At 40.7% G+C, this 24,878-nt stretch carries 22 protein-coding genes and 2 pseudogenes; 15 read left to right on the top strand and 9 right to left on the bottom strand.

What is annotated here, in order from left to right; translation table 11 throughout:
- Positions 1-122: 122 nt before the first annotated feature.
- Genes guaD through speB form a run of 3 tightly spaced genes read right to left on the bottom strand, consistent with a single transcriptional unit; the run spans position 123 to position 3,381 of the window.
- Complete coding sequence (gene guaD, locus HYW21_08465) at positions 123-1,421, bottom strand: guanine deaminase (protein MBI2549356.1); 1,299 nt, start codon at positions 1,419-1,421, stop codon at positions 123-125.
- A 43-nt stretch (positions 1,422-1,464) separates the two neighbouring features.
- The gene (nadA, locus tag HYW21_08460; GenBank protein MBI2549355.1) at positions 1,465-2,472 is read right to left on the bottom strand and encodes a quinolinate synthase NadA; all 1,008 of its coding nucleotides are present in this window, start codon (positions 2,470-2,472) and stop codon (positions 1,465-1,467) included.
- A 21-nt stretch (positions 2,473-2,493) separates the two neighbouring features.
- Complete coding sequence (speB, locus tag HYW21_08455) at positions 2,494-3,381, bottom strand: agmatinase (protein MBI2549354.1); 888 nt, start codon at positions 3,379-3,381, stop codon at positions 2,494-2,496.
- Positions 3,382-3,491: 110 nt separating this feature from the next.
- Between speB and HYW21_08450 the strand changes: the two genes are divergently transcribed.
- The 7 genes and pseudogenes from HYW21_08450 (at position 3,492) to HYW21_08420 (ending at position 10,134) form a co-directional block, all read left to right on the top strand.
- Entirely contained in the window at positions 3,492-4,322 is an 831-nt protein-coding gene (locus HYW21_08450) for a hypothetical protein (GenBank protein MBI2549353.1), read from the top strand.
- Positions 4,306-5,061, top strand: coding sequence for a thymidylate kinase (locus tag HYW21_08445; GenBank protein ID MBI2549352.1), 756 nt, complete (start codon positions 4,306-4,308; stop codon positions 5,059-5,061). Before HYW21_08450 ends, HYW21_08445 begins: the two co-directional genes overlap by 17 nt.
- Positions 5,013-5,456 (top strand): hypothetical protein, encoded by a 444-nt coding sequence (locus HYW21_08440; GenBank protein MBI2549351.1) that lies wholly within the window; start codon positions 5,013-5,015, stop codon positions 5,454-5,456. The genes HYW21_08445 and HYW21_08440 overlap by 49 nt, the downstream gene beginning before the upstream one ends.
- 85 nt (positions 5,457-5,541) lie before the next feature.
- Positions 5,542-5,964: a hypothetical protein gene (locus HYW21_08435; protein MBI2549350.1), complete on the top strand. Its 423-nt coding sequence runs from the start codon at positions 5,542-5,544 to the stop codon at positions 5,962-5,964.
- Positions 5,965-5,967: 3 nt separating this feature from the next.
- Positions 5,968-6,822: pseudogene (locus tag HYW21_08430) on the top strand (AAA family ATPase).
- Positions 6,799-8,682 (top strand): annotated as a pseudogene (locus tag HYW21_08425) (AAA family ATPase). Before HYW21_08430 ends, HYW21_08425 begins: the two co-directional pseudogenes overlap by 24 nt.
- A gap of 78 nt (positions 8,683-8,760) precedes the next feature.
- Complete coding sequence (locus HYW21_08420; protein MBI2549349.1) at positions 8,761-10,134, top strand: AAA family ATPase; 1,374 nt, start codon at positions 8,761-8,763, stop codon at positions 10,132-10,134.
- Between the two features lie 13 nt (positions 10,135-10,147).
- Here HYW21_08420 and HYW21_08415 read toward each other — a convergent pair whose 3' ends face one another.
- Positions 10,148-11,362 carry a radical SAM protein gene (locus HYW21_08415; protein MBI2549348.1) on the bottom strand — a complete coding sequence of 405 codons (1,215 nt, stop codon included), beginning with the start codon at positions 11,360-11,362 and terminating at the stop codon, positions 10,148-10,150.
- A 236-nt stretch (positions 11,363-11,598) separates the two neighbouring features.
- On the opposite strand from HYW21_08415, the gene HYW21_08410 reads away from it, so the two are divergent.
- Both HYW21_08410 and HYW21_08405 read left to right on the top strand, forming a co-directional pair.
- Positions 11,599-12,537, top strand: coding sequence for a MoxR family ATPase (locus HYW21_08410; GenBank protein MBI2549347.1), 939 nt, complete (start codon positions 11,599-11,601; stop codon positions 12,535-12,537).
- Positions 12,538-12,541: 4 nt separating this feature from the next.
- Positions 12,542-13,933, top strand: a complete 1,392-nt coding sequence (locus HYW21_08405; GenBank protein MBI2549346.1) for a hypothetical protein — start codon at positions 12,542-12,544, stop codon at positions 13,931-13,933.
- Between the two features lie 13 nt (positions 13,934-13,946).
- On the opposite strand, the gene HYW21_08400 is transcribed toward HYW21_08405, so the two are convergent.
- Positions 13,947-14,741 (bottom strand): segregation/condensation protein A, encoded by a 795-nt coding sequence (locus HYW21_08400; GenBank protein ID MBI2549345.1) that lies wholly within the window; start codon positions 14,739-14,741, stop codon positions 13,947-13,949.
- Between the two features lie 187 nt (positions 14,742-14,928).
- On the opposite strand from HYW21_08400, the gene HYW21_08395 reads away from it, so the two are divergent.
- From HYW21_08395 to HYW21_08385, 3 genes are all read left to right on the top strand, one after another.
- Positions 14,929-17,466: a M1 family metallopeptidase gene (locus tag HYW21_08395; GenBank protein ID MBI2549344.1), complete on the top strand. Its 2,538-nt coding sequence runs from the start codon at positions 14,929-14,931 to the stop codon at positions 17,464-17,466.
- 54 nt (positions 17,467-17,520) lie between these two features.
- The gene (locus tag HYW21_08390) at positions 17,521-18,216 is read left to right on the top strand and encodes a hypothetical protein (GenBank protein ID MBI2549343.1); all 696 of its coding nucleotides are present in this window, start codon (positions 17,521-17,523) and stop codon (positions 18,214-18,216) included.
- A 77-nt stretch (positions 18,217-18,293) separates the two neighbouring features.
- A complete protein-coding gene (locus tag HYW21_08385; protein MBI2549342.1) occupies positions 18,294-18,947 on the top strand; it encodes a DedA family protein in 654 nt (217 codons plus the stop codon).
- A gap of 80 nt (positions 18,948-19,027) precedes the next feature.
- Here the strand turns inward: HYW21_08385 and HYW21_08380 are convergent, their stop codons facing one another.
- The 3 genes from HYW21_08380 to HYW21_08370 form a co-directional block, all read right to left on the bottom strand.
- A complete protein-coding gene (locus HYW21_08380) occupies positions 19,028-20,647 on the bottom strand; it encodes a TCP-1/cpn60 chaperonin family protein (protein MBI2549341.1) in 1,620 nt (539 codons plus the stop codon).
- Positions 20,648-20,769: 122 nt separating this feature from the next.
- A complete protein-coding gene (locus tag HYW21_08375) occupies positions 20,770-21,006 on the bottom strand; it encodes a hypothetical protein (protein MBI2549340.1) in 237 nt (78 codons plus the stop codon).
- Positions 21,007-21,393: 387 nt separating this feature from the next.
- Positions 21,394-22,680: an ATP-binding protein gene (locus HYW21_08370; GenBank protein ID MBI2549339.1), complete on the bottom strand. Its 1,287-nt coding sequence runs from the start codon at positions 22,678-22,680 to the stop codon at positions 21,394-21,396.
- Between the two features lie 119 nt (positions 22,681-22,799).
- Here HYW21_08370 and HYW21_08365 point away from each other — a divergent pair, with 119 nt between their 5' ends.
- From HYW21_08365 to HYW21_08355, 3 genes are all read left to right on the top strand, one after another.
- Positions 22,800-23,018: a hypothetical protein gene (locus HYW21_08365; protein MBI2549338.1), complete on the top strand. Its 219-nt coding sequence runs from the start codon at positions 22,800-22,802 to the stop codon at positions 23,016-23,018.
- A complete protein-coding gene (locus HYW21_08360; protein MBI2549337.1) occupies positions 23,019-23,267 on the top strand; it encodes a type II toxin-antitoxin system RelE/ParE family toxin in 249 nt (82 codons plus the stop codon).
- 168 nt (positions 23,268-23,435) lie between these two features.
- Entirely contained in the window at positions 23,436-24,242 is an 807-nt protein-coding gene (locus tag HYW21_08355; GenBank protein ID MBI2549336.1) for an NAD-dependent epimerase/dehydratase family protein, read from the top strand.
- A 167-nt stretch (positions 24,243-24,409) separates the two neighbouring features.
- Here HYW21_08355 and HYW21_08350 read toward each other — a convergent pair whose 3' ends face one another.
- Positions 24,410-24,871 (bottom strand): IS1 family transposase, encoded by a 462-nt coding sequence (locus HYW21_08350; protein ID MBI2549335.1) that lies wholly within the window; start codon positions 24,869-24,871, stop codon positions 24,410-24,412.
- Positions 24,872-24,878 lie beyond the last annotated feature (7 nt).

Genomic DNA, 24,878 nt, shown 5'->3' with positions numbered 1-24,878 from the left:
ATCATAATCCTCTTCCGCCAAATCTCTTTACAGAATTTTCTGAGGAAAGTTCTGTCAATTTCTCCATACCAACAGCATGGATGCGTATTCATCGTTATTCATGCTGATTGGTCTTGGTTAATTCATACTTCATTCTTACGATTGTTACGATTATAGACTTGTCTTCCCCTCACATATGTCTGATCGACAAATCCGTTTCCTTTTGAAGCAACTAATGTATCAAGAAATCTCGTACCTAATCCTCTCGATAAATCACCTCCAATAATACTCGAATCTATAACAATAAAATCTGCTTCTTTTCCTGATTGAAGATTACCGGTAACATCATCAATACCTAAAACCTTTGCTCCTCCGAGTGTTGCAAGATAAAATGCCTCTGTTGCGCTCATACGTCTACCTTCACGGTGTTGTTCGTGAGAAAAGGTTATAGCCTTACCCATTTGCTCTGGCATGGAAAGAGAAGGACCACCAGCGATGTCTGTTCCCAATCCAATGGTTAAGCCTTGATCCTTCCATCGAAAATAAGGCATGATACCACTTCTCAAGTTTTCATTTGAATAGGGACAATAAGCAACCCTTGTGTCGGTCTCAGTCATTAACCTTACTTCGCTGTTACCAAGATGGATACAATGTGCCATAATAACCCTTTTACCCAAGATACCAAAGCGTTCATAGACTTGTGTATAATTCAGACCAGGATACAAGCTCTCCATCCACGTAATCTCGCCTCTATTTTCACTGAGGTGTGTCTGTGCATAAACACCATCTGAACGAACTAATCTTCCAACTTCTCTGAGTAAGTCATCGGTACAGGTAGGAGCAAATCTTGGGGTGAAAACGTATCGTAATCTTCCCTTATCTCTCTTATCCCATGTAGTTAATAATCGCAAGCTCGCATCTACTGATTGGGATGTGTCTTCAGTAAGTGCTGGAGGCGAATTTCTATCCATCATGACCTTACCGATAAATGCCCTTATGCCTATGTCATCTGCTACTTCAAATGCTTTGTCAGTAGCCTTCTCATGGATAGTTACATAAACGCTTGCTGTCGTTGTACCATGGGCAAGAAGATCACCAAAGAAAGCACGTGCTACTGCTTCGGCTAGTTGAACGTCACTAAATTGTGATTCAGCAGGAAAGGTATATGTTTCTAACCAGGGTAACAATTCAACTCCTAAACCCTTCCCTAAGAATTGATACTGAGGTAAATGAAGATGGACGTCAATAAAACCAGGTGTTATGACCTTATCCTCTAAAGATATCAAGCGGTCACCATCATGTATCTCGGGTTGGTTTTGCTGTAATGCAACAATCATTCCAGAATGGTTAACACGAAGATACCCACCTTCGACTGTTTCAGCACGATCTTCTGAGACAGGATTCACAAAGTTGGATTTAATAATGGTAGTCGCTGTATTCATGTTTCGTTAGAAATGTTAAGCGTAGAATGTTTTTTCACCAATGTCACACGGTTAAAGAAAACATACGCTGCAGCGAGCGTTCTGCACGCTGACGGATTGCTTCAGGGATGATGATCTCGGGCTTTTCTTCCTGTAATGCCTTCAGGGTATTTTGAAGCGAATTTTTCTTCATGTATGGACAGACATTACATGGCCCGATAATAGTACTCTCAGGAAATTCTGCCTTGATAGTAGAGGCAAGACCACATTCAGTGGCAATAAAATAGGCAGGTGCAGGATGTTCTCGGACATACTTTCTCATATCACTCGTGGCACCGTGCATGTCTGCCTGAGCAAGAACAGATTCATCACATTCGTAATGGGCTAAGATCTTTATTCCCGGATACTGGGTACGGTATTCGGCAAAATGGAGTGGCGCAAAAACCTCATGAACAACACAAGCACCATCCCAGATAATAATTTCCTTTTCGGGTAACTCATTCTGTAAGTTTTTTCCCATGTACTTGTCAGGCATAAACACAATTTGCTTTTCCGGAAGTCGGGCAACAACTTTAGGTGCATTTGCAGAAGTTACACAAACATCACATTCTGCCTTGATATCTGCCAAGGTATTCACATAGGTTACAAAAGCAGCATGAGGATACTGTTTACGGAGAGCCTTAACATCCTCAACATTAATGCTCTCTGCCAATGAGCAGCCAGCCTCAAGATCAGGAAGCAGGACTTTCTTTTGGGGATTTACAATTTTTGCTGTTTCTGCCATAAACAAGACGCCACAGAAAACAATGATATCTGCCGTTGTTTCCACTGCTGCTTTACTCAGATCAAGAGAATCTCCAATATAATCTGCAATCCCGAATTTAATCGCATCACGCATGTAGTAATGGGCTAAAATAACGGCATTCTTTTGTTTCTTGAGTTCATTGATCTGCTGAATAAGTGCAATAGTTTGGTCTATCTCTGCTGTACCCATCCCCTGTTCGTCAAAAAAATGGCGAAGCTGATCTGCAGAAAGAAGTGTATTTTTTATGGCTATGGTTATCCACCCCAACACAGAAAGCGAAAGTGCTATTTAAACTTTTTTAATATAACCAAAGAGTTTATAGCAAAGCCGTGTAACCGTGAAATCAGATGCTCGACTATAAGGATGAGGAGTTAACTCCACAAGGTCAAAACCAACAATATGTTTGTGCCGGGCAACTTCACGGAGGATGGTCAACACCTGTTCCCAATATAACCCGCCTGGCTCTGGCGTCCCTGTTGCAGGGATAATGCTTGGATCAAAAACATCCACATCTATGCTTAGGTAAACCGTATCTGAAAGCGAAGCAAGCATTGATTGGAGTAAGTGGTTCTCTTTTCCTGAACGAAAGGATCCAAGAACCTGAGAGGCAGAAAATACCGGAGAGGAATGAGAGGTCAAAAATTCATGTTCTGTAGCAGAGAGGCTACGGATGCCAACCGCAACAACAGGAACGTGCTCGCGAACGCGACGCATGACGCAGAAATGACTCTGAGGAGTACCATCATAACTATCCTCGACATCTGCATGTGCATCCAGTTGCAGAACACTCAGTTTCGGAAAAAGTGGAGCAAATCCCCGAATAAGAGGGGCAGTAATGGCATGATTCCCCCCAAAACTACAGAACACTGTTCCTTGGTTGATTCGAGGCGCATGTTCTGAAACCGTAGATGTTATCCTAGAGAAAATAGTATCTGTATCATCATCAATTTCCAAAGAAGGCAGGGTAAAAATTCCCTCACTAATAGGACTCTGGAGAAGTTCCTCATCAAAATGTTGGAGCTGTTGTGATGCTTCAAGAATAGCTTTCGGAGCACGGTATGCCCCGAGTCCATAACTACTATGTCCTTCATAAGGAAGTGGTAAAATAAGCAGTTTTGCTTTCTCATAAGCCACATTACAGGACATAAAGGACAGTTCATTTGGTTTGAAGGTCATCGGAAACAAGAAAAAGAGTTCCTTTTTAAAGGTTTGTGCTCGTTTGTGCTTATCATGGAAGAGAAAAAATCGTTAAGTATTTAAGTCATGAGTATGATAAAGGAAACAGTATGAAATTTACCGTTGACTACCACTTCCATCCGAATCTACCCAGAAATGAGGAACGGGCTATCCGCAAGTGCAAACTGTGGTGGCGTGCGCTTAAAGAACATCATATTAACACGGTTGTTGTTACCGAACATGTTTATCGAAATCCTCAACGAGCTTATCAATTGATGAAAAAAACAAAGCCACGAACAAGCTTTGTTTTTCCTGGGATGGAGTACCTTACCCAAGAAGGAGCAGACATCATTATTTTCGACCAAACACCGAAGATTTATAGTCTTGCTCAGCTGCAACCCTATCGAATGACTCTCGAACAAACAATCGTTTTTGTCAAGCTCCAAGGATTAGCTGCATTTGTCCCCCATCCCTACACCCCAGGAGCTACGTCAATTATCAAAAAAAAAGGAGAGGTATTTTATCATCAGGCAACAGATTTCCTTGGTGCCATTGAGATAACCAACACCTGCTTTACTGATGTGGAAAAAATCCTCAGCAAATTACCCAAAAAAGTGCTTGCACGCAAACGCACACAAATGGAAAAGGTCAATAACCTTCCGAAGCAAGATTACCCTCATCAGATTAAGTTTCTCGCTGCAGGAAGCGATGCACATCACCGAGAAGCTCTTGGAGTCCATATAGCAATTACCTGTCCTCCCGAGAAACTCTATAGGTCGATAATCTCTAATACCAACCCTCATCTTGTTATTCCACCCATCGAAAAAACTCATTACTGGCTTGTCTGCAAAGAAAGCATAACCTCAATACACGAATTCCTCATTAAAAATGTGGTCAGAGTAAAACAACGGGTGAGAGGCAACAATGACTTCCCAGAGTAATGTAACCAATAAGGAAATGAAGCCTTCCCGTATACATGGCAAACAAGGAAAATTGATCGTCATTTGTGGGATTGATGGGTCGGGAAAATCGACACAAGCACGTCTGCTTGTTGAACGGCTTGAAAAAGAAGGCTATGCTACGGCATCGGTAACCTTTCCTCGTTACCATCAAACCTTTTTCTCAGAATTAGTCATTCGTTATCTTAACGGTGAATTCGGCAATGCAGCTGAGGTTAATCCGTATTTGGCCTCTCTCCTCTATGCAGGAGATCGATGGGAAACAAAGCCGTTGCTAGAACGATATCTCCACGAAGGCAAAATCATTATCTGCGATCGCTATGTATCAGCAAGTTTAGGTCATCAAATGGGAAAAATTAAAACAAAGGAAGAGCAGAAACAATTTGCAACCTGGCTCGAAACCTTAGAATATACCGTGTTTGGCATTCCCAGACCAGATCTTACGGTATTCCTTCATGTTCCTGTTGCTGTGGCACAAGAACTCCTCCAGCAGAGAGACGATAAAGAATATATCAAGAATAAACGCAAAGATATCCATGAGGCAGATGAGAAACACTTACAAAACACTGAACAGGCATATCTCCTCTGCGCTACGACCTTGCCCGGATGGGTAACGGTTACCTGTACGCAGAAAGGAAAAATTTTAAATAAACAAACAGTTCATGAAGAACTATGGTCTATACTCAACACCCGAGTACTCTCCAAAAAGAGTCAAAAATAACAACGATTAAAGGAATTTGGTTTATTGCTGTAGGTATTTTAGTTTTGGTCATCTCGCTCTTTCTGAAGATGCGCTTGTTTACTATTCTTGCCTTTGGGTTTATCTTTTTTGGAGCATTTAAATGGTGGCGAGAGAAGGAAGATCAAGAGATTGAAAGGATCCGACGTTCAGATCCAGATCTTAGAGAAAGGGATCTGAGGATGCAACAACCACAACGAGTACACCATGAGCACCAGCAACAACTAAGACCACAACCGACAACGCCTTCACCAGAGAACCATCATCAGGTACACCATGGTCAGCAGCTTCGCTATACTACGAAATATTGTCCACGATGTAAGGCAACGCTCGAGGGCAGAGATCATTACTGTTTCAACTGTGGTATGCGGGTCTAGACAGCGAAGAGTTCTCATCATTTAGCAGTCGACAAACACCAAAACGAAACCAATACATTTAAATACTATTTCCGATTCCTGTTTCATGGTGATATCTATGACCGTTATCGGTATAAATCTCGTGAAAATTAACGCAGAACGCAGCAAACCTCTTTCCGGAAAAATCAATATTGAAAACAACATTGCCGTGAAGGACGTGCAAAACGCAAATCTCTCACTGGGAAAGGCAAAAGAATCTGGGTTAAAGTTTACTTTTGTCTTTACCACAATGTACAGTGAAGGTGTCGGAAAGATAGAATTTACTGGTGAACTTTTGTACTTAGGTTCAGAAAAAGTCATTAAAGAGACACTGGAATCCTGGAAAAAGGACAAAAAAGTGCCTAAAGAAGTTATGAATGAAGTGCTTAATTCTTCACTCAACAAATGTCACCTTGAAGCACTCATGCTTAGCAATGAGATAAATCTACCACCGCCTATTCAGTTGCCTCGTATTAAAGTTGCCGATTAAGCTATGGTAAAGATCATCAAGCTCAAAGTTGCAGAAGCTATCCAGGATGATGTTAACAAGGGAATTGTCCGTATAGATTCAAGCTACATGCATGAGATAGGTGTACGTCCGGGGGATATAGTTTCTATAACCGGAGAAAGAGAAACTGTTGGCATTGTTGATAGAGCTTACCCTGGAGATATTGGATTGAACATCATCCGCATGGACGGTCTTATCAGAAGAAATGGGAAAACCGGTATTGGTGAAGTTGTTAACGTCTATAAGGCAGATGTTAAAGAGGCCAAAAAGATAATTATTGCACCATCAAAGAAGGGCATTATGATTCGAGCATCTCCCATGCTCTTCAAGCAAGGGCTGTTAGGGAGAGCGCTCCTTAAAGGGGACATTGTCTCGCTTGGTGGACAGCAGAGAAGAAGATCAACCATGTCTCAGAGTCCATTTTTCAATGATGTCTTCAACATTCTCGATGAAAGCATGATGGGCTTTGGCTTTGGGGATCTTAAATTTATTGTTGTAGACACCAATCCGAAACAAGCAGTTATTGTATCAGAATTAACCGAAGTTGTTTTTAACCCTGAACCGGTAGAGAGTGTTGAGGAGAAATCCTTAGAAGTAACCTATGAAGATATTGGTGGTCTTAACGAAGAAATTAAAAAAGTACGAGAGATGGTAGAGCTTCCTCTGAAACATCCTGAGATTTTTGAACGGCTGGGGATTGAAGCGCCAAAAGGAGTACTCCTCCATGGTCCTCCGGGTACAGGAAAAACACTCCTCGCAAAAGCAGTGGCTAATGAAACCAATGCGAACTTTATCCTGATTAATGGTCCTGAGATTATGAGTAAATTTTACGGACAATCCTTACCAGGAGATGAAAAAATCCTTATCTCTGAGAATAACATGCTCAAACGTGTTCCTATTGGAGAGGTCGTTGATCAAGGAAGACAAAACATTCAGGTAGCCTGTTTTGATGACAAGGGCAAAATCGTCCTAAGTCCAGTTACCGGTCTCATCAAGCATAAAACACAGGGAAAAGTGTACAAGGTTAAAACACGTTCGGGAAGGTCTATTAGGGTAACGAATTATCATTCGCTCTTTACATTGGGAAATACAGGTATTGCAGAGATAAAGACTTCTGATCTCAAAGTCAACGAATCTTTTATTGCAATTCCAAAAAAGATTCCGCTACCCTCCCATCCTCTAGAGGAACTTGATCTACTTGAAGCTTTACGAGAAGAAGACTATAGCATACGAATAGCCAATGGACAGAGGTATCTTTCTGAAGCAATACATAAGCTTGGTATTAGAGAAGTAGCAAAGATCCTTAACGTTAAGGAAAAATATGTGTATGACCTCAAAAATAAAAATATCGGCATTCCGGTTAGTAGCTTCATGAAGCTGGTTAATCATACAAATATCACCATCAATAAAGATCTCTTACAAATCAGGACTAAAGGGAAGGTCTTCCCAGCAACATTAAAGTTTTCAGAAGAGTTATGGACATTTTTCGGATTATGGATGGCTGAAGGATCCTACACAACCAAAAATGAGGTACGATTATCTATCCATAGAGATGAAGAAAAGGTAGTTGCCCAACTCTGCCAAAGACTATTTGGACAAGTCCTTGTGTATCATAAGCCGAACTCACAGGGGACTGACATTTTCATCTGTTCTGGGATTCTTGGAAAAATAATGAAACATGTCCTGAGATTTTCCTCGGGTGCAAGGAAGAAAAGCGTTCCTCAGCTAGTGTATAATCTCAATAAAAAGAATCTCAGTGCTTTTTTGCGTGGCTATTTTAGTGGTGATGGACACCTCAACACAAAGACTCCTGCATTAATGGTGGAAGTCTGTACAGAAAGCCCTGACCTTGCTGATGATATCGCCTATCTCCTGTTGAGTTTTGGTATTATTGCAAAGATCTATGAAAGAAAAAACAGGCCACAGCGAAGAATCTGCTTTGCAGATTACGATAATCTTGAAATATTTAAGGAGATAGGTTTCTTGGATAGCCAAAGAAATGCTACTATCTATGAATATTGCTTACAAAAGAAATTTTCACGGAGAGATCAAATCCCTCTGACAACAGACGTTCAAGAGATTTTGAGAAAGAACAATATGACTGCATGGAAACATTCGAAAAGTGTAGGAAAAAATGTTCTTCAGAAACTTGAGAGCCCTATCCTCCACCAAATTATCGAAAGCGATATATCCTGGGATAAGGTAGTTGAGATTCAAGAAGCTGATGCTCCTGAGTTTGTCTACGATATTTCCGTCAACCCAACACAAAACTTTATTGCAGGATTTGGAGGGATCTTTGCCCATAATTCTGAAGAAAACCTTAGAAAGAAATTCGAAGACGCGGAGAAAAATGCACCGTCTATTATCTTTATCGATGAAATTGATGCTATTGCTGCAAAACGTGAGGAAGTGCAGGGTGAAGTCGAGCGTCGTGTTGTTGCCCAGCTGCTGGCAATCATGGATGGCTTAAAGTCTCGTGGAAAAGTGGTGGTTATCGCAGCATCAAACATACCCAATGCATTGGACCCCGCATTACGAAGACCAGGACGGTTTGACCGAGAAATTGAGATAGGGGTACCACGCAAAGAGGGCAGATTGAAAATTCTGAAGATTCATACCAGAAATATGCCCATTAATAATGATCCGACTACCTTAAATCCAGCATGGAAGCGAGAAGAAATAACCAAAGGATTTCAGGAATTCTTTGCAAAACTCCCGACAAAAGATCTGGTTAAGAGTATTCCTATCGAAGCAGAAAATATCACACTCCTCTCGGGGATGATTGAACCAAGGCTCAAGGTAGCGCTTGCAAAATATATTCCTGCAGACATCAAACGATCGGTGAAGGATTTTATGAGGATGTGTACTGACACCATCAGCAATGAAATCCTTGATGAATTAAAACAACATGCTGAAACAAATGAAAAAGGTGTTGTTCTTATCCAGCCTGATAAATGGATCAGTGAAAAAATCAGGGAAATCTCAAGAGAAGATCGTGTTGAGAATCTTATTTCAAGAAAAGTTACCGAACATCTCCTGACAGAGATCTCAGAGATAACGCATGGATTTGTCGGAGCAGATCTCTCTGCGCTCTCAAAGGAAGCAGCCATGATCGTGCTCAGAAAGATCTTGCCTGATCTCGAGCTACAAAAAGAAGAACCAATTCCGAAAGAATTATTATCAAAGTTACATATAACCAGAAATGACTTTTTTGAAGCATTAAAGGTTGTTCGTCCGAGTGCCATGCGTGAGGTTCTTGTTGAGATCCCTTCAGTGAAATGGGAACATATTGGAGGGCTGGAAAAGGTGCAACAAGAACTCATTGAAGCAGTAGAATGGCCGTTGAAGTATCCTGAAGTTTTCCATAGAATGGGAGTCAAACCTCCGAAAGGAATCTTGCTCTATGGTCCTCCGGGAACAGGAAAAACCTTGTTGGCAAAGGCGGTTGCTAATGAGTCTGAGGCAAATTTTATCCTCGTCAATGGCCCAGAGCTTATCAGTAAATGGGTGGGTGAGAGTGAACGAGGAATTCGTAAGATTTTCAACAAAGCACGACAAACCAGCCCAAGTATTATCTTCTTTGACGAGATTGACAGTATTGCACCTCGTCGAGGAGTGATGAGTGAAAACCACAGTGGCGAGCGTGTGGTAAATCAATTGTTAACAGAGATGGATGGACTTCAAGACCTCCATGATATTGTTATTATCGCAGCAACCAACAGACCAGATATTTTAGATACAGCCCTTCTACGACCTGGCAGATTTGATCGTATTATCTATGTACCTCCATCTGATCAAGCAGGACGAGAAGCCATCTTCCGTGTCCATACCCAAGGAATGCCCATCAAAAATGTTGATATTAAGAAACTTGCCGAGCAAACAGAGGGCTATGTTGGGGCTGATATCGAAGCAGTATGTCGTGAAGCAGCCATTATGGCCCTGCGACGAAAAATAGACAAAGGAAAGCGAGAGGATCATAAACCAGATATGAAAATCAAAGAAATTACCATGGATCACTTTGAGGAAGCATTAAAGAAAGTACGGCCTTCAGTAACCAAAGAGATTGAAGAAGCCTATCGAACCCTCGAAGAATTCTTCAGGTCTGCAAGGGGAAAGGAAATGAAGGAAGACAAGCCTTCCTATATGGGCTGATGAGTTCTGAGTGTTATCTGTTATTTCGGTGAGTATAGGGTACAAAGAGATGTCGGTTGCCGGTTCTTTCAGCTAATCTAGTTCGTGTTTTTTCATGAGCAACAATGGGACTACATATTTCGCATGCCTGGCAGGGCCCATCTTTCGGCAATAAGTCAGGAAACTCCTCGTGTAACATCCTATACCCTTCTTGCAACACGACGGCCATATCTGGGCGCACATAGTCACTTCTTCTTATGTTTCGGATAATATCTTCAAATGAATCAGTAAGAACGTTTCCAAATCCAAAATTCGCTTTCTTTTCAGCAGAGCAACATCGTGCAACATTTCCATCAGGATAAATAGTTAACATGCCACCTGCATGGTGTAATTCATAAAAAATAGGGCAGTGATAAAGGGATTTTTCCCAAGCCACTGGCCGTTGAGAAACCATTCCTTGAGCTCTTGCATTTCCGACACTGATAATGCAGGGGTCTTCTAAATGGATCTGTCTTTCATTCATACTAAAGATGTATTCTCCTTGTTGAAAGGGTTGTCCTAAAAATACTGCTCCTGCTTCTCTTAACTTCTGTGTAAATCTATTAGATTGCTCTACTGATTCTGTTCTTCCAACGTTTACATCCCAGGTGTTTTTAATACCCACACCAATCCCCTTTCTGGTAATTGCATCTACAATCCTCACCACGTTATCAACATAATCCATTACCGTAGATGGTGGTTTTGCGTGTTGATGAAACACGCTTAAAGAAGTGAGAAACTCTGCAATTCCTAATTTCCCAATTCTTGTTGCGTTTTCCTCTATTTGATCCACTGTATCTCCAAGATAAGAACTTTGTAAAAGAGCATGTAATCCTTTTTCTTTTACTCTCACAATTGCTCTAAATACCCTTTGGGGATCAATCATTGGCTCTCCGCCAGAGAAGAGAACAAAAGACATACCACTCTTGGCAGCAAAGTCTATTGCTCTATCTATTGCTTCATCGGATAATATTTCTTTTGAGTGAAGATTGCTATAGAAAAAGCAATGGCCGCAAGCAAAAACACAGTCATAGCGCATAACAATAACAAGCCCCTTTGGATCGTAGGGCTCAGTTCTCATTCTTGCAATATACCTCTGCCGCAGGGCTTCATTATCTTCAGCTATCTTTTTTTCAAAAAAACTCACTACTGATTCTAGATCAACACATGATCTCGCCGATTCCCTTACTCCACTTCTGTCTGATTCCATCCAAAGAGGAAACCAATAGTGTCTTTTAAATGTAATTATTTATAAATCTCACGATTGGTGCAGAACGAGGGAGGGTTCCTTAGGGGAAACCCGAGTAGCACAAAATTTTTGCTGAAATTTTGGGCGTCTGCACCTCTATTGTTGTTATTTTTAATTCAGGCGTTAGAAACCATTTTTGGATGAAGCCGATGAAACGTAAATCTTTTTAAAAGAAGGCTTATTCTTCCTTCAACACCATGGCACAAACGAATGGGATAGATCCGGGGATATTAACACAACTCAAAACATTTAAAGGAAGCGATCACTATTTGGCTGATAAAGAATTAGCACGAGCACTGTCTATAGCATACCTTCTTGGTAAGCCTCTTCTGGTCGAAGGAGAATCTGGCACAGGAAAAACGAAATTAGGTGAAGAGGCTGCAAGCGTTCTTGGTCTGGAACATATCTTAGCGCCAATAACCTCAGAAACAAAAGGCCTGGAACTGTGTTATACCTACGATGCTGTTTTAAGGCTTACGGATGCACAGTTGGTAGCAGCTGGTCAGGGTACAGAAAGAAGAAGAGTAGACCACATTGAGGATTATATTACCTATGGCCCAGTAGGAAGGGCATTTCTATCAGAAAAACCAGTGGTCCTAACCTTAGATGAAATAGATAAGGCAGAAAGAGAAGTTCCCAACAATCTTCTGGCCATTTTAGAACGGCGGGAGATATATGTCAAAGAAACCGGACAGACAATCCCTGCAACACATACACCAGTTATCGTCATAACCAGTAATGCAGAGAAAGAATTACCGAGTGCCTTTTTGGGGAGATGTGTTTACCATTATATTGATTTTCCGACGCAACAACGGATGTGGGAGATTATGAAGCTGCATTTTCCTACCATTAGCGACCAGGTGCTCCAGACAGCAATAGGTGTATTTTATGAGCTCAGAGAAAGAAGGTTAGAAAGAAGCCCGGCAACCCGTGAATTGCGGGATTGGGTGCAGTATCTTACTGCTAATGGTATTACTGATAGGAAAAGAATAGAGAAACTTGAAGGTGGACAGGCATTAATTAAACGAGGAGTTGATTGGGGAACTCTTAGAGAATATTGGCATGGAATGAAATCTGCTCTTGGGGGCGAGGACAGGAGAGATCAAAGACATTATCGAGAACAACCATATCGCTGATAACATGTTTGCTGGCTTTATACATGCACTGAAGAAGTATGGTGTTCCTGCAGATGTACGAACACTCCGAGAGTTGTATCTGCTAGCTGACCATGGCATGATCAGGAGTGTTTCTGAGTTGTATGATGCTGGACAAGTGTTAGTAGTAAAGTCTCCAAAACACCGCGGACCGTACACCAATGCCTTCTGTGATTATTTTTTTGGAATTGAAACGCCACAAGATGGTCATTTAGAAGATGCAATGTATGGCTCATCTCTTTTGAAAAGATGGTTTGAGGCGCAGATTCGGGATGACCCTCATTGGTCGGAGCGGCCTTTAGATCCAAAACTTTTACGAGATGCATTTCTCGATCACCTTTTTCAACGCCAGCCAACTGAAGTAAAAAGGACCGTAGATGGTGCTGCACTCTTGCAGCGAGATGATCCTACCTTGGAAGATCGGGTTGATCCAGCCGATCCAGAACAAACCAAGGGGAATAGTTTCAATGATGCAGCTGCTGATTTTCGTAGTGTTGCTATCGATGAGCTTCTTGAGAGGATGCAAGAGGTGGCAAAAAGACAACGGACAGAACATGCTGGCGGAGCACATTGGATAGGAACTGGTGGTATATCTCCCTATGGGCATTCCGGCAGAGGATACGGAGGTATACGGGTTGGTGGACAAGGTGGAGGATTATCTGCACGACGAGTATTGGATGATCCACGATCGTATCCTGTTGATGTGAACACTCGTGTAAGCGATGATACGATGACAGCTGCTTTACGGGAACTCCGACAGCTTGCTCCTCTGGGAATTTCAGATGAGCTTGCTATAGAAAGAACGGTTTATGAAGCAGGCAAGACCGGAAGGGTTGAGCTCTATTTCGAGAAAAATACCCGTGATAAAATACGGGTTATTCTTATGATCGATAATGGTGGGTACTCGATGGATGCGTATGTAGGTATTGTCATGCAGTTATTTGCTAAAATGAACGATCGATTTAAAGAGGACTTAAAAACGTATTACTTTCACAACTGCTTTGATGAAACGGTTTATACTGATAAACGAAGGGAGAAACCATTTCCAACAGAAAGGTTATTGCGATTAGATCCTGCTCATCGGGTTTTCATAGTGGGAGATGCACGGATGTCGCCCTATGAGTTAAAGCCAGAGTGGTTACAACGAGTTGCTGACCGGTTTCAGCATGCAGTTTGGATTAACCCAAGATCTCAAGAGCAGTGGCATACTGCACATAATAATTGGGATGATGGATCAGAACCTTGCATTACTGTTGGTCAAATACAGCGGATATATCGCATGGTGCCGTTAACCTTAGGCGGCATACGAGATGCTGTTCGTTATATGAATGCAAAGGATAGTAACCATCTTACTGAGCATTACACCCAACAACCATAGCTGTTTTTTCCAACTATTGAACAACTTCTTCTTTTTCTGGTGTTGTCAACAGAATTTCAATCTCACCAAAATGTTGTTCCTGTTCTAAATCAATTTTTCTCTGATTGGTGAGATGGAGGAGTGGGATGAAGGTATATACTTTATCCTCTTTTTTTTGCGAGGGTAATAGTTGAGAAAAGGTTAATCGTTTGACTCGTTTGACCAAAAAATAATGCCTGACTTGGTGATAGACATCCTTAATAATCACGGTCATATCAGTCGTTTTCTCAGGTGCTTTTACCACCGGAGCTTCAGGAATAATACGGGTTGTTCTTCGTTGTTGGACCTCAAGGGCTTTTTCAAGCGCTTCGACTAAGTCAAAGACTGATACTTTTCGTTTTCGTGGTTGTGGTGTCCTTGGTAAGAGATGTGGCTCTTCAGCTAAAGGCTCATTCATGGATTGCTCCTGTTCAAGCTCTTCATAGAACTCATCCCCGGTTTGCTCGGTTGCTGCAATTAAACGATCAAGTTCCTGCATATCCTCTCCGACAAACTTGTCTGATTTCAAGCGAAGGAGAAGCGCAGCTGCTAAAAGCACTTTACCACTAATGCGAAAGTCTGCTTCCTTAAACTTCTTGAGCATAACCAGAAATTTCTTGGCTAACTCAGAGATATCAATATCCCAGGGGTCCATCTGTTCTGTTTTAATCAGTTCATAGATTATAGACTGCCAAGTGACTTCATCCTGATCTAGTAATAGAGAAAATACCTGTTGTTGCTGTTGTTGCATGAATTTTTTCCTCAATGGTGGTGGTGTAAGAATGGACATAAACTGTATACTACTATATAAACATTTCTGTTCTTCGACGAGAAGAAGGAAGAACAAGAAGAGACAAAACCGGGGACTACTTAACAGTGGCATCTAGAGAAACCTTTATATAACATACGTACATTTCTCGGCTACTTTATCTTAGTAGCATGAGAAAATATGCAGAATGTATTAGTGATAACCTACCATGACTATCCCTTCAATTGCTGAACAGGTAACACCCCATCATTATGATCTTCTGATAAAGCCTTCTCAGGGAGATTCTTTTCTAGGCTATCTTAATCTTGATCTTACGCTTGGAAGACCAAGCCAAAGGGTTGTGCTTCACGCTGACCACATGCAGATTTCTCAGGCACAAATAAACTTGCCTTCAGGCTCGCTTGCTGCTGAAATCCAGCCTCATCCAGAAAATCAAACCGTAACGCTTTTATTTCCCAAGACACTGCACGGTCGTGTTACTCTTCTTCTTGATTATACCGGTAACTACCAGGAAGGGTATGGCCTGTATCGTGTTCCCTCTAGAGATAGCGAGGGAGCAAACCGCTTCTTGCATACAACCCATCTTGAACCAACCTACGCACGACGTTTATTTCCTTGTATCGATGAACCTGGTGCTAAGGCAGAGTTTACCTTAACGGTTGAAACTACTGATCCAAGCCTTGAAACTATTATCTCCAATACACCTCCTGTTGCTACAGAAGTGCTTGCTGATGGAGGAAAACGAGTTCGTTTTGGAACAACGCCCCCTATGTCAACCTACTTGCTCTACCTTGGTGCAGGAGAGCTTGAAAGAAGAGAAACAAGCGTACGATCAACAACAGGACGTATAAGCCTTAGTGCCTTTACGGTTCCTGGAAAGATAGGTGAAACTGGCTTTATTCTTGATTTGGGTGCTCAATTATTATCCTACTTTGAAAACTATTTTGATGTTCCTTATCCTCTTAAAAAGCTAGACCTCATTGTTGTTCCTACATTACTTGCGTGCGGTATGGAGAACTTCGGTGCTATTACCCTTCATGAAACACTGGCGCTCTATGATCCTCAAAGAGACTCGGTTGAACACCAAAGGAAAGTTGCCAAACTCCTTGCCCATGAAATTGCCCATCAGTGGTTTGGTGATCTTGTTACCATGGGGGAATGGCAGGATCTCTGGCTCAAAGAGGGCTTTGCTGATTACATGGCTCTCAAAGCTGTTGATGCCTGCGCTCCAGCATTAGGTGGATGGGGTCGTTTTTTGAATTACCAGATTCCTGGAGCAATGCGCCGGGATACCTTGGCAAACCGTCATCCTATCCGTGTTTCTGCCCAGACTCCTGAAGAACTTCAGGGGCATTACGATGATATTACCTATGCGAAAGCTGCTATGATATTGCATATGGTCGAATCTTACCTTGGAGAACATAAATTTCAACAGGGTGTTCAGGCTTACCTTCAGACACATCAATTTGGTAGTACTGATGCTCGAGATCTTTGGAGTGCGTTGAGCTCAAGAAAAGATGTAGCGAAATTAGCAGAGGCGTGGGTTAGTCGTGCAGGCATACCCTGCGTTAGTGCCCATCGAACAGAAAATGGATTAAGGGTTTCTCAAAAGCAACTGGCCTATACTGATGAGGGTACAACACAATGGCCTATTCCTGTCCATGTTGTTGACAGCACCGGAAGAAGTGTCTCACGTTTACTTTCTGGTCGTTCGTTTACCTTTCCTTTCAAACCAGAAGGATATGTTCTTGTTAATCCTGGTCGAACAGGGTACTACCGAGTAAAGTATGAACCAACAGAACTGGGTTTACTTGGTGAAGCCATTGAAGCTGGTGGGATTTCTCCCCGAGATCGGTGGAGCATTCATACTGACCTAGCGGATTTTTGTTATACAGGAGATATTGCGGTTCGAGACTATTTGACGTTTTTGAAGCATTATCGGTATGAGACTGATGCAACCGTTGCTATCAACATTTTTGAAAGTCTGCTGTCACTGGAACAGTTATGTGGTGGTGAACCTCTTCTTCATGAATTTTCTGATGACATTCGACAAGCAAATCGTAGTATTGGTGAACCTATTTTTGCACGTATGGGCTGGGAAGAGCAAGCAGGAGAAACCCCTAATGATAGTGTCTTACGTAATGCTGCCCTGTATGCATTGGCAAAAACAGATCATCCAGGCGTAGTTGCTCGTACTACAGAAATGGCTGCAGGGCCTTTTGATGCGGTTCACCGAAATATCCGTCCGACATTCTACCGTCTTGCAGCATGGCATGGTGATCAAGCATTCCATACCCGCTTAACCGACGCTTACCTCAATACAGGAGATAAGAAAGAACAGGAAAGACTTGCCATTGCCCTTGGATTTTTTAGACAACCAGAACTATTAGAGCGAACCCTTGCATTTGCGTTAGACCAGAGAGTTGGCCATCGTGATAGTACCTATACGGTAGTCTCTGTTGCTTCCAATCCCTATGGAAAAAGGCTTGTCTGGCCATGGTTAAGAGATACCTGGGAGGGTATTGCGAGCAAATTTGCAGGCGATAATGCCACCTATCTCACCCATGTGGTACGCAATATGAAACATCTTGGTGATGAGAGGATTGCAGAGGAAGTGGCAACATTCTTTAGCGATAAGGGTGTGCCTGAGATGCCAGATGCGATAGAGCAGTTAAGGTTAGAGATGGCTGTTACTGCACGGCTTTTGGAGAACACACGAAGAAGCTTTGCACGAAAGAATGGATGAAAACTGAATTGATGAGCTATTAGGAGAGATGACACTCCAAGGAGGATGTTACACATGCCACAACGATTGATAATGACCGAGGGAATAGAAGCATTATGCGATGCACTCCATACAGTACAACCTCGGTGGGAGACTGCAGAACGGGTACTGGGAAGACAACGGAAACCACGATCATTGAACCTGTATGTTGACCTGGTTGCACAAGCCCATCTCAATGCCATGGTTCGTGGTGCACAGGCTCCCTTAGCTCTCCGGGGCTATACTCTCGTAGACCCCTTTGCGCATAACGGTTATCAGGGAAATGAGGTCCATTACTCTGCTTCTGATCATGCGTATGTTGTCCGTAGTGGCTCGGAAAGAAAACCAACGACTAACCGTGTGGTACTTATCGATAATGTGCCTGTTGGGCTTGATATCAAGATTGCCCGATGGTCGACAACCGTTGCCAGGGGTAAGGATCATGAACGGCGAAACAGTGTGAAGAATATTCTCCGGCCTGAGGTTTATCAGTTAAGATTGGCAAATATGTATGATCTCTTTCATGCTGATGAAATCGGTTATATTGTTGTTGTTCCGTATGATACCTGGCTAAAGCGCCAGCATTCATCACCCGGATCAGTCTATGGAGATTTCCTTGCCAGCCAGGGTTGTATTGTTCCCTTTTATGCAGACCGCCATAGATTTCGAACAGAAGTAGAAACCATGGTAAAAGACCTTGGTTTACCTCTGAAACGCCCCGGGACTAATTGACAAATGTTTTGTGGTTCTCGTGACACCATGCATACGTTACAAAAAAGCTTATTAAGGATGCTTTATTTCTGTGATTAATGGCATTCATTTTCCTTGATGTCCTCCTTCATTTAGACACATATTTACAGACCGTTGTTAATGAATATGCTGCATTTACCTATGTTATTCTCTTCCTTATTGTCTTTTTTGAGACTGGTGTTGTGGTTACTCCGTTTCTTCCCGGAGACAGTTTACTTTTTGCTGCGGGTGCATTAGCCGCAACCGGTTCATTAAGGATCGAATGGGTCATTTTCCTCTTATTTCTTGCCGCTGTTCTTGGAGATACAGTAAACTATCATATTGGAAAATTTGTTGGTCCTCAAGTATTCAAAAAAGAGAAATCCTTGCTCTTTAACAAAGATCATTTGGTACGGGCACAAGCATTTTATGAAAAACATGGAAAAAAGACCATACTTCTTGCACGGTTTATTCCGGTGATCAGGACATTTGCACCGTTTGTTGCAGGTATTGGGACCATGTCATACAGAAAATTTTTGAGTTACAACATCATTGGTGCTGCGGCATGGTGTATCTTGTTTATCATGGGAGGGTATTTCTTTGGAAATATTCCCTGGGTACAGGATCATTTTGGGATCATCATTCTCGCTATTATCTTTGTATCCTTCATTCCCCTGATAAAGGATATCATCACCCAGATCATTGAACAACGAAAGAACAAGCTACAGTCATAAGGATACTATCGTGGTGATTACTTTTCACATTATAGTGTTCATAGTATCACTCATAGCACCTTAGTAACGTTATGACTCTTTTATTCTGGCATTGGTGGTGGTGCTTGATTGCCCTTTTCACTGGGACCTGCAGCAATCATGTCATCAATGCGTAAGATCATGGTAGCTACCTCGGTTGCTGAACTCACTGCCTGAACTTTAATCTTCAATGGTTCAATAACCCCTTCCTTCCAGGCATCCATGGTTTTTCCGGTAAAGACATTAACACCAGCCCATTTCTTGCCATTATCGTGTGCTGATTTTAGCTCCGTAAGAATATCGATGGGGTCAAGACCAGCGTTTTCTGCCAAGGTTCGTGGAATGATTTCCATAGCTTCGGCAAATGCGAGTACCGCTAACTGTTCTCTTCCTGACAATGATTCTGCAAAATGCCGTAAGTTTCGTGCTACCTCAATCTCAGGAGCCCCTGCACCGCCGACAACTTTCCCGTCGCGAAGTGAAGCAGCAACATCACCAATAGCGTCTTCCATAGCACGTTTAATCTCATCAATAACATGCTCTGTACCACCGCGGATCAAGATAGAAACTGACTTTGGATGCTTGCATTCCTTGACAAAGGTCATTGCTTCGTCTCCTACCTTTTTTTCTTCAACCATTCCTGCATGACCCAAGTCATCTTTGGTTAAGTCAGTAATCTTTGTAACAATGACTCCTCCAGTTGCTTTGGCTAATTTTTCCATATCTGATTTTTTTACCCTTCTGCAAGCATAGATGCCTTGCTTGGCAAGGAAATGTTGGGCAATATCATCAATCCCTTTTTGGCATAAAACAACGGTTGCGCCTGCTCCGATAAGATGATCAACCATCCGCTTAAGGATCCGTTCTTCTTGATCAATAAATGCCTGGAGTTGTTCAGGATCAGTAATCTGAATCTTTGCGTCTACTTCAGTACTTTTGATCTCAAGCGCAGAATCAAGTAATGCAACTTTAGCGTTGACTATACGTTTTGGCATACCCGGATGTACTCGCTCCTTGTCCAGCACAATCCCTTCAATGAGTTCAGAATCTTCAACACTGCCACCGACTTTTTTCTCGATGGTTACGTCTTCTATATCAATGCTCAGGCCTTCAGGAGTTTCTTCCATTACTTTTTTACATCCACGGACTGCAAGATCAGCAAGTTTTTCTTTTGCCTGTTCTGCGCCCTTACCGGTCATTGCAGTAACCGCAATCTTTTGCAGAAGATCTGTATTCGTTGGCGTTACTTTTTCACACATATTTTTTAAGATAATTAATGCTTTGTCTGCTGCAATACGGTATCCCTTTGCAATAACCGTGGGATGTATTTCCATCTCCAGAAGCCCTTCAGCCTTCTTGAGAAGTTCTCCTGCCAAAACTACGGCAGTTGTTGTTCCATCACCAACCTCATTTTCTTGAGTTTTTGCAATCTCAACAATCATCTTGGCTGAGGGATGATCAATGCTCATCTCTTCGAGAATTGTTACCCCATCATTGGTAATGATGACCTCACCCATGCTATCAACCAGCATCTTGTCCATTCCCTTTGGTCCTAAGGTTGTTCTGACGGTCTCGGCAACAGCTTTGGCTGCCATAATATTCATATGCTGTGCACTCTTCCCTTGTGTTCGTTGTGTTCCTTCAGGTAAAATGAATATCGGTTGAACATTCTGCTGAGTCATAGTTTCACCTTCTCAGAATTCTCAATGCTTACCCCTTTTTTTTAGGTTCTTGAATAACTCTTCCTGTGTTGGAAGTGGGAAAATAGTTTTTCTATATAAAACTATACTCTCATCAACGTTTTCTATCGGCAATAGGTACCGTTTTCTGGATTCCCACATCCACAGATGCATGTATTTGATTCGCAAATCCCATAAAACCGCGGTAGTTGATTTTGGTACTCAGAACAATCCACTGTTTTACAATCCTCATCAGACTGACAGGAAATGTCGTTCTTAATGGTATTACTTTCCACGGTGGAACATCCGCTCATCACCATCAATAACACTCCTAAGACCAATAACAAGGGAATGTGTTTCATAAGAGGAATTTAGATAACATACCCCTATATAATCTTTATTATTAGAGTTCTGCGGGTTGAGCAAAGATGAAACTATAGTAAAGAAAAAAAAAGATGGGGTCTCTTGATAGTGATAAAGTTGGCGGCGTCTATGTTTTAGTATTCAAGAAAAAAGTTACTTATGAAATTTAAGGTATAGTCGATGCAATAAATGTAATAATATTATTAAAATAGAACCATACATAATCATTCCGGTAAAAACAAAATGAGTTGGAGGAGTATTTAAGACCACTCCTACCGTAAAAAGAAAGATTGTAACTGTTATTTTTTCTTCTTCAATCCAAGTTAAAACTCTCTTCATAGAGCAAGTCTATAAATCAGACTATATATTTCTTTCTATTAAGCAGGTTACCTTTCGGTTAATAGCCACTTCCATAATGGTATAAATACAATGCCTTTTTCTTTTTTCTCAGTGTCTTTGGTCAAAAGAAGCAGGTCTTTTGCTTTCTTGAATTTCTTCTTAAACTCTAATAATGATTTTATTTCTCGGTCATCAATCTCATCAGTATAAGACACATTTATTGCTGCAAGGCTTTGGTTTTTGGCTTTTAATATAAAATCAACTTCACCGTTGTTCTTCCAATAATAACACTTATTTCCTCTTCTTGTAAGCTCTACAAAAACGAGATTCTCTACGAGCTTTCCATCGTCCTTGGAAAATTTGAAGCTGACAGCATTTCTTAGCCCATTATCTATACAGTAAATCTTTGAAGCCAATGTTTTTTGCTCTTTAAAAGAATATGAAAAATGATCCAGTGTAAAAAATAAAAATGCCTCTTTATAGTAAGAAAGATAGTCTTTAACCGTATCGTATGAGAGCTTAAGAGAGTTTCGTACATTTCTCAGTGAAACCAAACCTGCAAGATTCGTTGTAAAAAATAACGCAAGGTCTTTTGCTTTTTGAGAGTTTAGATTATATCTGTCTATAATATCCTTGTATAAAATATCATCAAAGTACTGCTCAAGAACCCTCATCTTATAATCTTCTGGCTTAAAGGCTATCTCTGGAAACCCACCAAGATTGAGATATTCTTTTAAATTTTTAAAAATAACCCATTTTGTTTTTTCAAGTATTATATTTTTTTTAATGTTTTCTTTATCAATGGTTATATCTTTAAATAATAAAAATTCTTCGAAACTTAAAGGGAATACTTCAAAAGTCAGGTTTCTTCCGGTTAATAATGTTGAGTATTCTTTTTTTAAGAGATAAGAGCATGAGCCTGAAATGATGAATTTATCATTGGCTTTTTGGTCATATCTCTTTCTTATCCACGATTCCCATCCTTCCTTTCTATGACCCTCGTCAAGGAAGATGTATGCTTTTTTATCGAGGTTAATATTCTCCCTGTAGCATTGGTATATGCTGTCTAATGACTCATGGGTCAACCGTTTATCCTCCAAATTGACGAATAATATCTGTTTAGAGTCAACACTTTTTTTCAGGAGATTACTAATCATCTGATACATCAACGTGCTTTTGCCTGACCTTCTCACTCCGGTGATGATAGTTATCTCTTTAATGTCAACAGAATTAACCAAATAATCGTAATAAGGCCGGTGTTTGCCTTTTAAGCCTTCAACTGATTCTTTGCTTTCCCACCAAGGATTCCATTCGTTTAATGAGGATAGTTCCATGTTACAGCAGAATGTAACAATTGATATATAAATGTTACGTTCTTGTGTAGCCTATGGCATACATAGAGATTAAATTGAAACACGAAAAGTTTATATACTATAGGAGATTATAGTTCGCTATGGCAACAACCATTCAAATAAGTCCGGTGCTCCAAGAAGAGCTTAACAAGAGGAAATTCTTTGATAGAGAGACTTACGAAGAAGTAATATGGGATTTGATAGAAGACACCATGGAAATGAATGAAACGACAAAAAAAGAACTTGCAGAAGCAAGAGCAGAAATTAAAGCAGGCAAAGTCCATACTCTTGAACAAATTAAAAAGGAGCTCAGACTTTAAATGTACGAAATCATTTTTTCCGATAGTGCTAAAAAGCAGTTAGAAAAGCTAGATCGGCTAACTCAAGATAGAATTATCAAAGCACTAGAGAGAATAAGAATACGACCAGAAGCATATGTTACAACATTAGTAGGTGATAGAGGTTACAAGTTCAGAGTTGGTGATTATAGATTAATTCTTGATGTTGATACAGGATTTTTGAGAATTCTTATCATTAAAGTAGGACATCGCAAGAACATCTACAATTAAGGGGCACACTGAAACTCTTCAATTTTACTTCGTAAAAAATTATAGGAAAGGGTGTTAAGAGAGTCTGAGAGTCTTTTTCTGCGAAAAAGAAGTATTCAGCAAATTCAACCGATAAATTCAGATAATGAAATCAATATTCTCATACATAAAGGCAAATGGCATCCATTTTTGGACGGACTAAACATTAATGTTTTTTATGGAGATATAAGACCTAAAAATGATGTGATTAAGGCAATGCAAGGATGTGATGGGGTAAGGAATATACTTGAAGTTGCAAAAGAACTTAAAGTAAAAAAAGTGGTTGTTACAGCTTCCACAGCAGGCATTGGTATCCCTGATGACAAAAATTCTCCTCTCAATGAAGAATCTCCATTTGATTTTAAAAGATATCAAAAAGTGATGTATATGTATTCAAAGTATTTAACTATAAAAACATGTGAAGAATTTGCTCGTCAAGGACTTAATGTTTCAATCATATCTCCAACAACAATTTATGGAGCAGGAGATGTCAGCATGCATATTGGAAAAGTAGTTAAAAAAATCAAAGAAGAAAAAATGAAATATGCACCACCTGGTGGCAATGCTGTTGTTTCCATAGAGGATACTATAACTGCCCATCTGTTAATAATGGAAAAAGGTGAGAAAGGAGAAAACTACATTATTGCAAATGAGTTTATTCCTTATATTGAAATGTTTAATAAAATAGCTTTTATGCTTAAATCAAAAAAAATAAAAAAGACTTTACCAACCTGGATTTTACCACCATGCAATATAGGATTTGGCTTAATGGAAAATATACTATTTACTTTTGGTAAAAAACCTCTTTTATCTCCATCTTCAATCAATTTTAGCTTTAAACATAGGTATTTTGATTCTTCTAAAATAAGACATAAACTGGGTTGGAAGCCACAAGTTAGTTTTGAAGAAACAATGAAAAGGGCAATAGAATTCTATGAAAAACATAATATGATATAAGATTAATCTCTCTTATCATATGCATCGCTGTTAGTTGCCCACGAATACTTGGAGTGGTTGATTTTTAGTGCAACGATGCCGAGGCAAAAAATCAGAGTTTGAGAGCCCGAGCTTCTTATCCAATTCTGCAGAGCAGACAATAGTTTAGGGGTGCGGGAGTGGGTTAGTTAACGATACATAAAAAAATCCATCCACTGCCATTTTTTAGCAGTTAAGTCTTCTTTCATGCAAGGAGTTTTGCCATCATTATCTTCTTTCATTGTGTTATTGTACGCTTGAAAGATATCTAAGCGTTTCTCAAACTTGCTTCTCTGTTTTGAGAAGCATTTTGTTCTTCTCACCAAACAACCAATCCGTTCTCTGAGAATGCTATTGTAACTTTCGATATTGACCGTATCAATATCGTTGTAATTAGGATTACCAAAGATTTTCTTTTTGAACTTGTACACAAAGCGTTTGTTTTTCTTCTTTTTGACAAGCTGTCCGTACAGCATGCAGTCCTTTCTGAAATGAGTAAGCAGTGCTGTAATGTACTGCTTATTTCCGTCAGTATAAACCTCTAATTTGTACGTAAAAGTGGGCAGTTGCAAAATGGTACTTAATTTCCAGACGATATGCTCAGCAATCAAGTCTATT

Source organism: Candidatus Woesearchaeota archaeon, assembly GCA_016187565.1.
Lineage (GTDB): Archaea > Nanobdellota > Nanobdellia > Woesearchaeales > JACPJR01 > JACPJR01.
This window is presented reverse-complemented; position numbering and strand designations above follow the sequence as displayed.

Excerpts from the sequence above, each read along its gene's own strand:
- guaD (MBI2549356.1), bottom strand. The coding sequence starts at position 1,421 with ATGAATACAGCGACTACCATTATTAAATCCAACTTTGTGAATCCTGTC.
- speB (MBI2549354.1), bottom strand. The coding sequence starts at position 3,381 with ATGACCTTCAAACCAAATGAACTGTCCTTTATGTCCTGTAATGTGGCT.
- HYW21_08450 (MBI2549353.1), top strand. The coding sequence starts at position 3,492 with ATGAAATTTACCGTTGACTACCACTTCCATCCGAATCTACCCAGAAAT.
- HYW21_08445 (MBI2549352.1), top strand. The coding sequence starts at position 4,306 with ATGACTTCCCAGAGTAATGTAACCAATAAGGAAATGAAGCCTTCCCGT.
- HYW21_08440 (MBI2549351.1), top strand. The coding sequence starts at position 5,013 with ATGGTCTATACTCAACACCCGAGTACTCTCCAAAAAGAGTCAAAAATA.
- HYW21_08435 (MBI2549350.1), top strand. The coding sequence starts at position 5,542 with ATGGTGATATCTATGACCGTTATCGGTATAAATCTCGTGAAAATTAAC.
- HYW21_08420 (MBI2549349.1), top strand. The coding sequence starts at position 8,761 with ATGATTGAACCAAGGCTCAAGGTAGCGCTTGCAAAATATATTCCTGCA.
- HYW21_08415 (MBI2549348.1), bottom strand. The coding sequence starts at position 11,362 with ATGGAATCAGACAGAAGTGGAGTAAGGGAATCGGCGAGATCATGTGTT.
- HYW21_08410 (MBI2549347.1), top strand. The coding sequence starts at position 11,599 with ATGGCACAAACGAATGGGATAGATCCGGGGATATTAACACAACTCAAA.
- HYW21_08405 (MBI2549346.1), top strand. The coding sequence starts at position 12,542 with ATGTTTGCTGGCTTTATACATGCACTGAAGAAGTATGGTGTTCCTGCA.
- HYW21_08400 (MBI2549345.1), bottom strand. The coding sequence starts at position 14,741 with ATGTCCATTCTTACACCACCACCATTGAGGAAAAAATTCATGCAACAA.
- HYW21_08395 (MBI2549344.1), top strand. The coding sequence starts at position 14,929 with ATGACTATCCCTTCAATTGCTGAACAGGTAACACCCCATCATTATGAT.
- HYW21_08390 (MBI2549343.1), top strand. The coding sequence starts at position 17,521 with ATGCCACAACGATTGATAATGACCGAGGGAATAGAAGCATTATGCGAT.
- HYW21_08385 (MBI2549342.1), top strand. The coding sequence starts at position 18,294 with ATGGCATTCATTTTCCTTGATGTCCTCCTTCATTTAGACACATATTTA.
- HYW21_08380 (MBI2549341.1), bottom strand. The coding sequence starts at position 20,647 with ATGACTCAGCAGAATGTTCAACCGATATTCATTTTACCTGAAGGAACA.
- HYW21_08375 (MBI2549340.1), bottom strand. The coding sequence starts at position 21,006 with ATGAAACACATTCCCTTGTTATTGGTCTTAGGAGTGTTATTGATGGTG.
- HYW21_08370 (MBI2549339.1), bottom strand. The coding sequence starts at position 22,680 with ATGGAACTATCCTCATTAAACGAATGGAATCCTTGGTGGGAAAGCAAA.
- HYW21_08365 (MBI2549338.1), top strand. The coding sequence starts at position 22,800 with ATGGCAACAACCATTCAAATAAGTCCGGTGCTCCAAGAAGAGCTTAAC.
- HYW21_08360 (MBI2549337.1), top strand. The coding sequence starts at position 23,019 with ATGTACGAAATCATTTTTTCCGATAGTGCTAAAAAGCAGTTAGAAAAG.